The sequence below is a fragment of the Enterococcus sp. C57 genome (assembly GCF_040887305.1).
In the GTDB taxonomy this organism is placed as follows: domain Bacteria; phylum Bacillota; class Bacilli; order Lactobacillales; family Enterococcaceae; genus Enterococcus_B; species Enterococcus_B hirae.
Genome location: NZ_JBFOFP010000003.1, coordinates 233,916 through 248,206 on the forward strand (window position 1 = coordinate 233,916; position 14,291 = coordinate 248,206).

The 14,291-nt window shown below is 36.9% G+C and carries 9 protein-coding genes; all 9 read right to left on the reverse strand.

Annotated elements, in window-relative coordinates; genetic code table 11:
* Positions 1–86: 86 nt before the first annotated feature.
* On the reverse strand, positions 87–1,388 hold the full coding sequence (locus AB5M32_RS04945; RefSeq protein WP_368024351.1) for a Sapep family Mn(2+)-dependent dipeptidase: 1,302 nt from the start codon (positions 1,386–1,388) through the stop codon (positions 87–89).
* A 1-nt stretch (position 1,389) separates the two neighbouring features.
* Complete coding sequence (locus tag AB5M32_RS04950; RefSeq protein WP_178285801.1) at positions 1,390–2,115, reverse strand: GntR family transcriptional regulator, LSA1692 subfamily; 726 nt, start codon at positions 2,113–2,115, stop codon at positions 1,390–1,392.
* Positions 2,116–2,690: 575 nt separating this feature from the next.
* Positions 2,691–3,683 (reverse strand): acyltransferase, encoded by a 993-nt coding sequence (locus tag AB5M32_RS04955; RefSeq protein ID WP_178285800.1) that lies wholly within the window; start codon positions 3,681–3,683, stop codon positions 2,691–2,693.
* Positions 3,684–3,989: 306 nt separating this feature from the next.
* A complete protein-coding gene (locus AB5M32_RS04960) occupies positions 3,990–7,661 on the reverse strand; it encodes an immunoglobulin-like domain-containing protein (protein WP_368024352.1) in 3,672 nt (1,223 codons plus the stop codon).
* Positions 7,662–7,877: 216 nt separating this feature from the next.
* Positions 7,878–11,072 (reverse strand): immunoglobulin-like domain-containing protein, encoded by a 3,195-nt coding sequence (locus AB5M32_RS04965; RefSeq protein ID WP_368024353.1) that lies wholly within the window; start codon positions 11,070–11,072, stop codon positions 7,878–7,880.
* Positions 11,073–11,091: 19 nt separating this feature from the next.
* Positions 11,092–11,565 (reverse strand): DUF4352 domain-containing protein, encoded by a 474-nt coding sequence (locus AB5M32_RS04970; protein ID WP_178285796.1) that lies wholly within the window; start codon positions 11,563–11,565, stop codon positions 11,092–11,094.
* Positions 11,566–12,051: 486 nt separating this feature from the next.
* Positions 12,052–12,945, reverse strand: coding sequence for an RsiV family protein (locus tag AB5M32_RS04975; RefSeq protein WP_178285793.1), 894 nt, complete (start codon positions 12,943–12,945; stop codon positions 12,052–12,054).
* Between the two features lie 27 nt (positions 12,946–12,972).
* A complete protein-coding gene (locus tag AB5M32_RS04980) occupies positions 12,973–13,485 on the reverse strand; it encodes an RNA polymerase sigma factor (protein WP_034699109.1) in 513 nt (170 codons plus the stop codon).
* A gap of 132 nt (positions 13,486–13,617) precedes the next feature.
* Positions 13,618–14,229 (reverse strand): DNA-directed RNA polymerase subunit delta, encoded by a 612-nt coding sequence (gene rpoE / locus AB5M32_RS04985; RefSeq protein WP_010718626.1) that lies wholly within the window; start codon positions 14,227–14,229, stop codon positions 13,618–13,620.
* Positions 14,230–14,291: the final 62 nt, after the last annotated feature.

Below are 14,291 nucleotides of genomic sequence, written 5' to 3' on the forward strand. Positions count from 1 at the left end.
TATACTAAAAAGAGACTTTTCTTAAAATCTAATTGATTTATAAGAGAAGTCTCTGATAATCTTTTTTTTAAAAAATATATAACTGCTTATTCGATCAATGCTTGAATGCTTCGCAGGTATATCTCTAAATTCATACGCAGATCTGTTACTTCCATATACTCGTTTTTGTTATGCGCAATCCCTTTTTGCCCTGGAAAAGAGGGACCAAACGCTAATACATTAGGAATCTTTCTGGCATAAGTAGCACCCGTTGTCGTCACTGGTGTAGGGTCGTTCCCAGTAATCTCGCCATAAATTTGAGATAGTTTTTTGATTTCAGGCGAATCTTTTTTCTGACAGATCCCTGGAATACTGCGATTGATTGTAAAAGTCGCTTTCTCGGGCAACTGTTTAGCCAACCCACTCACGACTTCCTCTTCTGTGACTGAAACAGGGTAACGAAAAGCAACTTCTAAATCTAACCCGTTAGTGTTTTTTTGCAAATTCACAGGTGTAAGAATCAACCTGCCTGAATCTTCATCAGACAAAGCAAGCTCGATTCCTTCTCCATAATGTTTATTGTGGAAAGCTTGCCAGATCCAATCAAAATAAGCTCGTATTTGTTCTGGAACAGCTGAATCTGCTTTGATTTTTTCGGCAAGCAGCGTAATCGCATTCTCTCCTAATTCTGGGGCATTACTTGGAGAACGTTTTCCTTCCACATCAAATTTTTTCGCATTAATCGACACACTCAGCTGGTCTGGCACATGATCTCGATATTGATCCCCTGCAAAATCACTGATTTGAATAACTTCTTCTTTAACTAATGGGAAATGAATCGTTAGGTTGACTACTCCTCTTTCTCCGTAAACAACTGGATATTTACAATCTGGCGTAAAACCAAATGATGGTGGAACTTCAGCCTGTAAATAATGAGCCACATCAGACATCCCACTTTCTTCATCAGTCCCAAAAATAATGCGGATCGTTTTTTTAGGAACCGCTCCCATTTTTTTCAACAGGATCAGAGCATAAAAACAACTAATGATCGGCCCTTTATTATCTAAAATCCCTCGTCCATAAAAGCGTCCATCTTTTTCGCTTAAATCAAAGGGTGGAAAATCCCATCCCGATCCTGCTGGAACCACATCTAAATGACCAATGATCCCAATATAGTCCTCATCATCTTCTCCCCATTGGACGTACCCGATCGCATCATCAATCACTTTGGTCTTAAACCCTACTTCTTTTCCTTTTTTAAGTACAAGGTCCAACACTTCTCGAGGTGCTTTCCCAAACGGAGCATGATCTTCCGGCTCCCCTTTCACACTTGGTACTTTCATAACTGTTTGAAGAAATTCAAGAAATTCTTCCCAATGATCATCAATCATCGACTTGTTTTTTTTCAATTTATTTACTCCTTTTTTGACGAATCAACGTATTTTTAAATGTATATTTATCTGCACGATAAAACGAGCAGTCATATAAGATCGGTTTGGCTGCTGGCGAATATGTCATTGAATGGACAAACAACATCGGTTCATCCACAGCTACTTGCAAGAGTTTTGCCACGTCAGCCGTCGCTTTCACTGCTTCGATTTCTTGGTGGGAATAAGCAATTTCAACGTTTTTTTCGATCACTTGATAGAGTGACCCACTTAATTCTTCTTGAGAGACTTCTCCCAGATAACGTTTTAAAATATAAAGATTTTCAACCGTCATTGGTTCGTCATCAAAATAACGTAATCGTCTCAAATGAACGATTGGCTCAGAAATCGATTCACCAAAAGCTTGTTTAACATTCGTTGGTAGTTGTTCAGTAACTTCGCATTCTAAGACTTGCGTTTTTGTCTTTTTCCCTTGGATTCGAGCAGTTTCGGTAAAGCTTTGCAGTCCTCCAGAGCCACTTTGGATCTTAGGTTGTTTCATGACATACGTGCCTTTACTTTTTTCTTTGATCAACTTATTTTGGCTGATCAATAACTCGATTGCTTTACGAACAGTTAAACGACTACATTGAAACTCGTCTGCTAAATCATATTCTGAAGGTAATTTTTGACTAGAAACGTAAATTCCTTCCATGATTCGCTTCTCAATCTCATTCGCAATTTCTTGAAATTTTGGTTGTTTTTTCACGAGATTCCTCCTATATATTTTCCAAGCTCCTGTTAACACGTTCATTTTGAGCAATGAACAGGATGGTTTGCCATAGGAAATAGTATGGGTTAAGTATATATCAAAAAGGATATACTTTCATTCCTCATTTTTATTTTCCAAATAATATAAAGGTTGGCACCTAAACAAACACGCTTCAAGAACCCCAGTAAGGCTATCTATTTTTTATAAAGAATCACAAAATTGACCCTTCAAAAATGCCACTTACCGTTTTTTCATTTTGCAATTTCTCTTGTTTGATTTTCCTTTATAAAGAGATGATTTTGCTAAGCAAGATCGAAAAGCATCAGGCAACAGAACAAAAATATCCGAACGATAGTGAAATATTCCTGATACTCCATCAGGATCGATGATCAAAACATCCATCAACTATCGTTCGAATAATTTAGTTTTACACTTACTATTTTTCATTGAGTGGTACAGCAGACTTTTATTGCAATATAAGGAACAATTCTCATTGCATCATTTACAAACCGTCAATAATTCTATACATGCAACAATCAATAACCTCTTGGATAAATACTACTTATTGAAAGTTACTGACTATTAGAAAGTTTGAACGTACTTTTTCTCACTGTCATAGTTTTGATTTTGCCAAATAGATAGACAGCAATACTACTTATGCCTACTGTTACAAGGTATCTTGTCTCCCACCAATTCATTACTACAGGTAATCGATCAACTACTCGTACGATAAAGATATGGATATAATAAATTTGAATAGAATTTTTTGATAACCATATGATTGGGTCGAGTTTATATTGAACTATCTTTTTACTCAATAGTGTAGTCACTAGAAATAAAAGGATAGATAGGCTTAAGCCATAACTTATATACTGTAATTGCGGTGGATATTTGAAAGCTTGTATGTCAAAGCTTCTTGTTTTAAGGATTGAAACAAAAAATAGAAAAACAAACCAACCACAAAATTTGAGATTATCTACCATCCGATTATTGTAAACACAGATTCCAATAAATACGATAAATGAATAGCCACCTAATTCTAAAGCAAACAAAATCAAAAAATGTCCCGTTGAAACCAATGACAGATTTTGCGCATACTCCAATAGCAGCATACAAAAAATGAATAGCAAGATGATCATTGTCCGTTTTTCTTTCAGTGAATATAACCACTTGAAAATCGGACTCAATAAGGCTATTTCAAAAAATATCCTTAATATCCACATATAACCGATACCTTTATCAGAAAACATCGCAAACGAAGAAATGATATATTCAAAATGATATGGAAAATCCTTATGTCTCAATAATGCGATGGCCCCAAAGAGAATAAAATAGCCTAGTAACACTTTCCAAGTAGGAATAATTAAACGCTTAAATCTTTTAAAAACATAGACTCGGTATTTTTCTTCTTTTGTGGATAAGCTAAAGCTCATCCCTAGTAACATAGTTATTAATGGAACATCAAAAGTTCTTAGCTGAAGTAGATTATTAGGAGGTGAAATATGGGCTAAAATAATGAATAAGATAGCCACTCCTCTTAAAATATCAATGCGTTTGTCTCTCATCGTTTTCCTCTCATTCAAATGCCACTAATTTTTACGATAAACACTCTCTGATAAATTAAGGACAAAAACTGGTGTAAACGTTAATCCCTAGTGAAAGAACAATATTTCGCAAAAAATGTGCGGGGCATTTTTGAATTTCTTCACTTTCAAAAGTAAAACATCATTAAGTCATTGATACCAATTCGATTCGTGTTAGTTTTCTGAAAAAACATTATGTGTCTCACTGAGATCAATGACTTTCTGGATGCTTTCACTTTTACCTTTCACTTTTACATAGTAGCTGGACGTAATCAAAATAATGAGTGGTTATTTTTCTTTGATCGTCACAACATTTCCTTCGCTAATTTGATGGCCATTTGGTGCGTATAAGTTCATTGTTACTTTATCCCCTGATTTTATTTGATTGGCTTTCACATAGTAATCGATATTTCCTTCAGCAAAGCTACCACCCCAGCTGACTGATTTTCCATTAACAAACAATTGTCCTTTTTTAACTTCCCCTTGATAGGTTCCAGAAATCGTTTGTGTGCCTAAGGTATAGCTTAAATCAGTTACTTTTACCTCACTTTTTTGATAGGTTACGTTAATTTTGCTGTTTTCGATGATATTTTTATTTTTATCCACTCCTTCAAGAACCACCGTATCCGTTTCAGATAGTTCCAGTTGACCAATATAGTAAGTGAATTTACCATCTTTAAAGGCACCTCCCCAACTGATCACTTTTCCATTGACAGTTAAACGACCTTGGTAGATGTCGCCTTCATAAGTCCCTTCAATGACTGTACTTCCTTGTTTCTTCACTGCTTGAGTTATTTTTCCTGTTACTTTTTTTAGATTGACCGGTTGTTCTTCTCCTAACGAATGTTGATTTGGATCATATCCTTGGATCGATACCTTATCCCCATCTTTAATTTGAGAAGGCTTCACATAGTAGGTAAATGTCCCGTCTTTAAAAGTCCCACCCCAGCTAATGGACTGTCCATTGATTGTTAAGTGAGCCATTCGAACATCTCCCGTATATGTTCCGGTAATAACAGAAGCACCTAATTGATAGTCAGCCATCGTAATCGCTCCAGAATAACTAGTGATCGTTAGAGTTGCGGTATCCAGTAATTTATTCTCTTCATCAAAAGCATCTAAAACAACTGTATCCCCTGCACTTATTGTTTTAGGTCCACAATAATATGAGAAGGTTCCATCTGAATTAAAAGTTCCTCCCCAGCTGATCACTTTTCCATTGACGGTTAATCGAGCCTTTTTCACATTACCATAGTATCTTCCAGTAATTGTTGTTTTACCAAGGATATACTGATCCGCCTGAATCGTTCCTTTGGTTTCTTCTGGAAGTTCCTCTTCAGTGATTGATTTCCAACCTTTATCTGTCATTTGATACCAATAACTTTTTTCATCATCATTAGGAATCAATTCACTATTATGATAACGTTCAATCCGGTTATCTGATTCTTCATGGGTAATATGGACATAATCGCCGATTTCATAAGGAGCGCCTTTAAACATTTGACTTAACTTGTCACTATCTTCTTCACCTGACAATTCAACTGCTTTTTTCTGTTTCAGGTAACGATCATATTGCTGGATCGTGACATACACGTCATTTCCCCAACTTTGATGAAGTTTACCTGATTTCCCAACCATTGAGAAAGTTTTGGTCTCTGGATTTGGCACAATAATCTGATAGCCATAAGCATTACCAAAAAGTTTAACGGCTTCTCCCCCCAGAATAGTCAGCTCATCATTTGAAACTGTTGTGGTTTCTCCCACACTGTTAGTAACTTTTATCTCTGTGCTGGTTTGTCCTACAGTTGCAAAATCTGGCACTTGTACATATTCGACTTTAGTGATTGGCACAATGTTTTTTTCTGAGCTTGTATCTACTAATTGTTTAGCATCCACTGGTAATCCCAAGAATAAATCTTCTGTGATTGATGTAACTACTGGTTTTAGGTCAACCTCTTTCCAGCCTTTATCTGTCATTTGGTACCAATAACTTTTTTCGTCATCCTTAGGAATCAATTCACTATTATGATAACGTTCAATCCGATTACCTGATTCTTCATGAGTGATGTGAACATAATCGCCAATTTCATAAGGAACATCTTTAAACATTTGACTTAACTTGTCGCTATCTTCTTCACCCGACAATTCGACCGCTTTTTTCTGTTTCATCTGATGGTCGTATTGTTGGATTGTTACATATACATCATCTCCCCAACTAAAATGAAGTTTACCTGAATTTCCAACCATCGAGAAAGTTTTGGTCTGTAGATTTGGCACAATAATCTGATAACCATAAGCATTACCAAAAAGTTTGACTGCTTCTCCCCCAGTTACCTCTTTAATAGGTAAAACGTTAGAAACACCATTCTCATTCGTTAGCTTAATGGTATTCCCTGGATAATCAGAATAGTTGCCAATCCCTTGATAGTAAACATTTGAAATCTTCGTAGGACTAGCAAGTGGAATAGATTTGAGGTTTTCTAACGAAACTTGGCCTGCTGTGGTAAAAATTGGCAGATTAGTCAATGTAAAGGAATCCAGTGTCGGAATGGTGTAAGGCTTAACAGCTCCTGGGAGTGCATAATCCTCCCCACGACCGTCCACATCTTTCCAAATTTCTTTTTCTAGTTTCTTAAACTGTTGGCAATATTTTTCTGTTTCAGCAGTTGTTTTTATTCCCCATTGATTAAAGTAAGGAACTAAGTTACGATTTGCCGCTTGAGAAAATACTTTAACCATTGTCTGAATCTCCTCATCATTGGATGAAGGGAGTTCTCTTGTTTCCATTGTTCGATATAGTTGAGAAACTGTCTTATAGTAATCTAACCCGAAGACACGCTCTAAGGACCAAAACATCCCCAACTGAGCAAATAGCTCATCGCCTAAACTACTAAAATCACGTTTATCTACATCAATATTAAAGTAATCATCAATGACCTTTTGTGTTGAGCTGCTTGCAAGTCGTGAAGGGAAGCCTAATTTTTGTTGGACATACATAGAAGAGATATTTACCGTTACTTCTGTCATACCATCAAATTTGTATTGAGGTGTTTGGAACGTATGCCCCATTTCATGCCAAAATCCCCATTGCTGATCTGTCGGTTTACTTCCTAAAATATCCTGAGAAGCGCCCGTATCTATTTGAAAAGAGATATAGTTATTGGTCGCATAAGCATAGCCTGCCCCTGAATCAGGATTGGCAATATGAATTCTTTGATTCATGTTCTTCTCAGCAGCATAGCCTGCTTGATTATTAAACCCATAACATTCTACAGTCAGTTGATATACTTTATCCCAATAACTAGCCAATTCATTTAAACGATCTTCGGAAAGAGGCGTTATATTTTTTAGTTCACTCATTTGAAATGTTCCAAACACATATTTTCCCTCAATGACAAAAAAAGGAACATTCGTCGTTGAATCATTCAATCGTTGAAAAAAGGTTGCTTGATTATTTTTGCCACCTAATCGAAATTCAGGAACCTCGACTCCACCTGTTAAAGTGACATGAATCGTTTGGTCATAAGATTGGTTACGAATATAAACCATGCCATCGCTGTCTTCTCTAGTAATATGATTGATCCCCTTAGTTAACTGATAATCAACCGGATTTGAACCAATGCTTTCTGGTGCAGAATTAAGATTCTCGTACTTTCCATACTGCCCGATTACTAAGCTAACATTTTCTGGATTCTCTTTGACTTCTACCGTAATTTCTTCTCCACGAGGTAAAAATAGCCCTGTCACTTCCAAGTTATTGTGAGTAGTATTTCTCCGCTCTTTATCATAATCTGTATAGAGATCTCCTCTTGGAATAGCAGTAACATCCACAGTTGGCGTCTTTAATTCTTTCGTGTCAGCGTGAACAACCATCGAACTAACCTGCCAAGTCATCGTCATCAATAAAAAACAAAAACCCCATCTTTTGATCAAATCGTTTAATTTAGCCATCTTTTTCATAATATCTCCCTATCTATAAAAGATAATTTTTTATAAATTCTTCTATTACTAATTGTTAATAGCTGTTTTCTCGTTGATTATTCATTTCGTTACTCTTATTTTTGAACATTGCTTTTTCATAAGGATATCTTTCTGATAACTAAGTACTTAAAAAACTAAATGGTACTGGCAATCAGCGAGTACCATTTAGTTCATCTTAAATATGGAATTTTTTTCTTAATTAACAGAAACTGTTTGGTTTTCAGCCAATAAGTTGCCACTTCCATCATAGAAATTCATTGTTACTTGATCATCAGCTTTGATTAGATCTGGCTTCACATAATAACTGATTGCCCCATCCTTAAAGCTCCCACCTTTACTGATCAGTTTACCATTGACAAACAAGTGTCCTTGGTGAACTTGGGTATCAGAACCATAGGCTCCTTTGATCGTTTGTGTGCCGATTTTATAAGTCAATTCGTTGATTTCAGCTGTTGGTGTTTGAATAGTGACATCAATCTCTGATCCTGGAATTTGTTGTCCTCGATTGTTGGCACCCATCAAGACTACTTGATCATCTTCTGACACTTTAAGGTTTCCTACATAATAACTGAACTTGCCATCTTTGAAGCTGCCGCCTTGACTAACTTTTTCGCCATTGACCAACAAGATTCCTTGGTAAACATCGCCTGTGTAGCTTCCTTCGATCACTGTACTGATTCCCACACGATGGGCTTCTGTTAATTGACCCAGTTGTTCTCCTATAGTCACTGGTTGTGGGTCCCCTAGTGGTGTATTGAATTTATCATATCCTTGAATCGTTGCTTGATCCCCTGCTTTGATGACTTGAGAGTTCACATAATAGCTAAACTTGCCATCTTTATAGGTTCCGCCCCAACTAACGACTTCTCCGTTCACTACTAGTTTTCCTTTATGGATATCCCCCGTGTAAGTTCCAGTAATGGTTGAATCACCCAACTGATACGCGTCCACTTGATCAATTGATCCTGAAGATTCGGAAATCACTTCAATCTCTTTGGAATCCATCAATTTCTTCTCTTTGTTGTAGCCATCTAATACGACTTTGTCGCCGACTTTTAATTTGCCAGCACCAACATAATAGCTGAATTGACCATCCTTGAAGCTACCGCCCCAGCTGACCACTTTGCCATTAACGGTTAATCGGCCGAGAGACATATTCCCTGTGTAGGTTCCAGTAATATTGACATCTCCTACATGATATTCTTGTGGTTCCAACTCACTTTTCACTAGTTCTGCCACATAAGTTCCTGCCGTTAAATCACCCGTGCCGTAATTTGCCATAAAGTCAGCCGGTGAATAGCCTTTGGACTGACCATCTTCACGAATCCAATTTCCTGTCAGCTGATCCCCTTCGTTCAATGCTTCAGGCGCTGATAACTTAGTGTCTCCAATCGCCTTAAAGTGATCGCCTAGTGTTAATTTCTTAAGTGGAGTCTGATAAAACATATTTTCCGACGTTGTTAATTCACTGGTATCAAAACCACTTATATCTAGACTTGTTACGCTATCCATAGCTGCAAACATCGCAAACATACTTGTTACGTTACTGGTATCAAAGCCACTTATATCTAGACTTGTTATGCCACCCATACCTGTAAACATAGAGTGCATATCTGTTACATTACTAGTATCAAACCCACTCACATCTAAACTTGTTACGCTGCTCATACCTTGAAACATAGATTGCATAGATGTTACGTTGCTAGTATCCAGTTGACTTAACCCTTCGATTTCAGTTACATTCGCAAGGTTACCTCTAGTGCTATTTCCAGTAAATAATAAATTAGCATTTTCTGGAGCAACTACTTTTCCAGCCAAGACAATTTTCTTGATGGCTTTAATATCTACTTTGTCGCTGTTCCATGGTGATTCTGCAGCGCCACTTAACTCACCTGCTCCGATCGTTAGTGTCCCTGTATCTTCATCAAAATTATACGGACTGGTCCCCCACAATCCCGTAGCAGAAACATACGTGCCAGCAGTCAAGTCACCGGTGCCATAGTTTTTCATGAAATCTTCTGCTGTATAAGCCTTTCCTTTGCCATCCTCTCGCTTCCAAGCAGAAGTAAGACCTGCGTTTGTTTTATTTGCTTCTACAAATTTAAACGTATCTCCTAAAATTAATTTCTTAAGCGAAGTATCAGTAAACATATTTTTCATAGATGTTACTTTGCTAGTGTCAAAGTTGCTTAAATCTAGACTTGTTACGCTACTCAGACCGTCAAACGCAGCATCCATAGTTGTTACGTTACTGGTATCAAAGCTACTTACATCTAAACTTGTTACACTGCTCATACCAGAAAACATATAACCCATAGTTGTTACGTTACTAGTATTAAAGTTACTTACATCTAGACTCGTTATGCTACTCATATTTCTAAACATATTACGCAGCCTTGTTACTTTACTAGTATCAAAGTTACTTACATCTAAACCTGTTACACTGCTCATACCAGAAAACATATAACTCATATTTATTACTTTACTAGTATCAAAACCACTTACATCTAAACTCGTTACGCTGCCCATATATTCAAACATCCCAAACATACTTGTTACGTTACTGGTATCAAAACTACTTACATCTAAACTTGTTACACGGCTCAGATTGTCAAACATACGCTCCATAGTTGTTACGTTACTGGTATCAAAACTACTTACATCTAGACTTGTTAAGTTCCTCATATCGTAAAACATCCCAAACATATTTGTTACTTTACTGGTATCCAGTTGACTCAATCCTACGATTTCAGTTACACCAGTAAGGGTTTCGGATCCACCGAATAAGAATTCAGAATCTTCCGGGGCAACTACTTTCCCAGCCAAGACAATTTTCTTGATTGCTGTACTAGATATTTTTCCACTTCGCCATGGCGATTCTTTATAGCCACTTAACTCACCTGCTCCGATTGTCAATACTCCTGTATTTTCATCAAACGTATACGAGCTGGTACCCCACGTGCCTGTTATCTCGGAGGCAGCTGCCACATTCGCTTTTTGCGCTACTTTTGGCGCTTCCGCTGTTGGATTAGTTGCATCCCCTTCACTTTCGGCAGTCGGTGCTGTTGCTTGGTCTTGTTCTGTTGCTTGTTTTTGGGTGTTCTCAGTTGTTTCATCAGTTGTTTCATCGGTTGGTACTGACGAGTCACTAGTTGTAGTGGTTGAATCCGTTGGGTTTACTAACGGATCTGTGACGTTTTGTATCGTTTGATCGATGGCTTCTTTTGCTTTATTCGCCTGTGCTTGTTCAGTAGCAGTTTCAGCTGTTGGTGTCAAAGTATCCGCTAATGCCATCGTTGGTGCAATCCCAGTATTTCCCATCACACCAGCCACTGCAAACATCGTTAATAACTGCTTTTTACGTTTTGCTGTTAATTTTTTCTTGCTCATTTTTTACTCCTTCATGTTCTTATTTTTGATCATCTATTTTCCATGAATACATCACTTTATCTGTTGGTTTGTATTCAACAGCTTTAGGCGTTTCGCCTTTTTTCAATTGGAAATAGAGGTCTCCTTCAATCGTCTCTCCTTTGTCCATTTCGTCACCAAAGCTGGCAAAATCCATATTGATGGTTTGTTCCCCTTTATCTGTTTTCAATAAGAAATCAATCGCACCTAAGCCTTTCATATCAGCAGATACATTCTTCCCTTTGACGTGTACGCTATAGATGGTTTGTTTTTTTTGATTCGTATCGAGCAATGTCTTTTCTCCAAAATCAGTAAGCGTCATCTCGATCCCATTGACGATCAATGATTCTGCTTTTTTCTGCGTATGGCTAGCAGTACTAGTAGAAGTCGTTGTAGTCGAATGTCTCGTACCACAAGCGCTCAATCCCCAAAAGCAGGCAATTCCAGCTACTAAAAGTCCAATTGTTTTTTTCATTTCTTCCCTCCTTTTTTCTGCCTAGTTGCTAACTATTTTTATATTCAAGCAAATCCAAATCCACTTGGTTACCTGTATCGTTATTTTACTCGTTTTAACCCCTAATAAACGCTCAATTTAACCACTTATTATTTTAAAATTTTGATCGTTTTTTTTTAATTCTTCTAAATTAGAGTGATTTTTCAGTGAATATAGTTAAGCATTGATGCCCCTTGACAACAGATCCTTATTGACCGATTTAGCGATAGACACTCGTTTTCTCAAAGGTTTTCCCTTGGCTATTCATCTATACTTTCAGTATATTCACTAAAAAAACAGACTAAGCTTAGCGGTTAAACACATCAATGGATGATGTTATACACTATGCTTAATCTGTTTCGATCCGTTCATTTGTCAGTCTTTTTTGGAAAACTACAGGCGTTTTTACAACGATGAGGGTATAGCAAACCTTAGTTTTCCTATCCTCTATGCTGTATTTCAGTTGAATTAATCATTTAAGTAATCTGGAGAAGCTAAAAGTGAACGTGTCACTTCTTTAGGTATCACAAAGGTTGGTGTGCCCATATAGCCAGGTGCGATCGAAAATTGATCGTAAACTAAGACTAATTCGTGGTTTTTATTGATATAAAAAGATGTGTCTTTAGTAACTAATGGTGTTTTTCTGATTAGTCCATCTTTAAAATCATCATCTGTCCAATAATACTGATCAGGGTTTTCTTTGCTATTTTTTTGCATTTGCTCTTTGACTTCATTTGTCAAAACGGAAAGATACTGATCATCTTTGAATAATAGTGGTAAAGATAGGACTACTCCGCTTTTTTTATCAATCGTATCATAACGCTTTTCCGTATAGCTGTCTGCGGCAGTTTGTGTCATCTTTCGTTCAATCACTAAAAAACGCGGATCATCCAACAGTTTCTGATAATCTCCCGTAACTTGAAAATGATTTGTTTTAAAGTCTTGGTACTGTACTTTTGCTTTTTCAAAGTTTTCTTGTCCTTCACGAAAGTACTTTTTGTTCAGTCCAGCAATCGTCTGACTATTTTCTTTATCTTTTGTACTGATTTGCGGCACTCGGATCTCGATTGCTTCATCAGACAGTGTTTTCCCTAAAATTAATTTCACAACTGGGCCAATCAAGGGTAAATCTTCAGCAAAACTACGAATTTGATTGTTAAAAAAAACACTGCTGAACATCATCGCAATAATAGCAAAAGATAGAATAAGTCCTTTCACTTGTTTTTTTCGTTTCACTCGCTGGTTAAATCTTTGTTCTTCCAATGAGTAGCGCTTGATCATCTCATTTTTGATACCATGAGGAATTTCTTGTTGTTGATAGACTTGTTTCAGTTGTTCTAATTCTTTCTGAGCTGAGTACATCCGTCTTTCTCTCCTTTATTGTGATTTTTACTGTAAGATTTTTCTTAGCTGATTTAACGTACGATACATTTTGGTTTTGACGGTGTTTTCATTCAAATCAAGAATCTCTGCAATTTCTTTTAAACGAAAGCCTTCAAAAAAATGTAAAATCAAAATTTCCTTTTCGGGGCTATCAATTCCTTCAATGATTCCATGTAAATCAGTCAATGAATCGTCCATTGTATGAGCGAGTTGAATCGTTTCTTCTTCCAATGTTTCCGATTGATTTCGTTTTTGCTTACGCCAAGCATCGATCGCTGTTCGTATCAAAATACGATAAAACCAAGCTGAAAATCGTTCAATCTCTTTCCCTTGTTCAATAGCAGCTAACGCTTTATGAAAACTGTCTTGCATTACGTCTAATGCTTCTTCTTTGTTATGAACATAATTCATTGTGATCCGAAACATTTTCTCATATTCCTCTTGGATCAATTCACTTAATAAATTCTTTGATTTTTCGATTTGCTTCTTTTTCTTGTAACGATTAAAAATCGGACCCATCTCCTTTCCCTCTCACTTACTATGACGATCAAACAAATCAAAAAGTTTCAATTTTTTTAATTTATGTAAAAAATCAATACAAAAAAACTGCAGATCCCTTATTGGGGGATCTGCAGCTATGAAGCCGAAAGTCTATTCTTCGGTGAACTCTTCGTCCTCGTAGTCTTCGTCTTCATCGTCATCTTCAATGATGCTTAGATCTTCTTCGATGTTGCCTGGTAATTCTTCTTCATCGTCACTTGTGTCGTCTGCACCGATTTCTTGCAAGTCAGAGTTATAAGCAGCGATTTCTTCATCATCGTCATCATCATCTTCAAAAAGATCATCGTCATCTTCGTCAGACAAGTCAGTATCTTCTGGGTCATCATCATTATAATCGATCGCATCTTCATCATCGTTGATAAAGGCATTGACTTTTTTACGTTTGCGTCGACGAGGTGTATCTTCATCTTCTTCGTCAATTCCATGGTTTACTTCTTCATCGATCGAGTCGATCGCATACCATGAACGCAAGCCCCAACGATTGTCACCTAATGAAATAAAGCTACCATCAATATTTAAGTCAGTATAAAATTGTGCCAGTGAATCACGAATCTCACTGTCTGATTTTCCAAGATAGGTTTGGATTTGGTTGGCTAAATCAGAAAAATCCATCACATCGCCACGTTGTTCTAAGATCGCATGTGCTACTTCGATCATTGATAATTCGTTTTTGTTTGCACCTTCAAATACACTAATTTCCAATCAGGACACGTCCTTTCACAGTCTACTCCTTATCATACAAAATCATACGTAAAAAATCAAAC

Bases quoted from the DNA above. Each gene is read 5' to 3' on its own strand.
- AB5M32_RS04965 (WP_368024353.1), bottom strand. From the start codon at position 11,072: ATGAGCAAGAAAAAATTAACAGCAAAACGTAAAAAGCAGTTATTAACG.
- AB5M32_RS04975 (WP_178285793.1), bottom strand. From the start codon at position 12,945: ATGTACTCAGCTCAGAAAGAATTAGAACAACTGAAACAAGTCTATCAA.
- AB5M32_RS04970 (WP_178285796.1), bottom strand. From the start codon at position 11,565: ATGAAAAAAACAATTGGACTTTTAGTAGCTGGAATTGCCTGCTTTTGG.
- AB5M32_RS04955 (WP_178285800.1), bottom strand. From the start codon at position 3,683: ATGAGAGACAAACGCATTGATATTTTAAGAGGAGTGGCTATCTTATTC.
- AB5M32_RS04980 (WP_034699109.1), bottom strand. From the start codon at position 13,485: ATGGGTCCGATTTTTAATCGTTACAAGAAAAAGAAGCAAATCGAAAAA.
- AB5M32_RS04960 (WP_368024352.1), bottom strand. From the start codon at position 7,661: ATGAAAAAGATGGCTAAATTAAACGATTTGATCAAAAGATGGGGTTTT.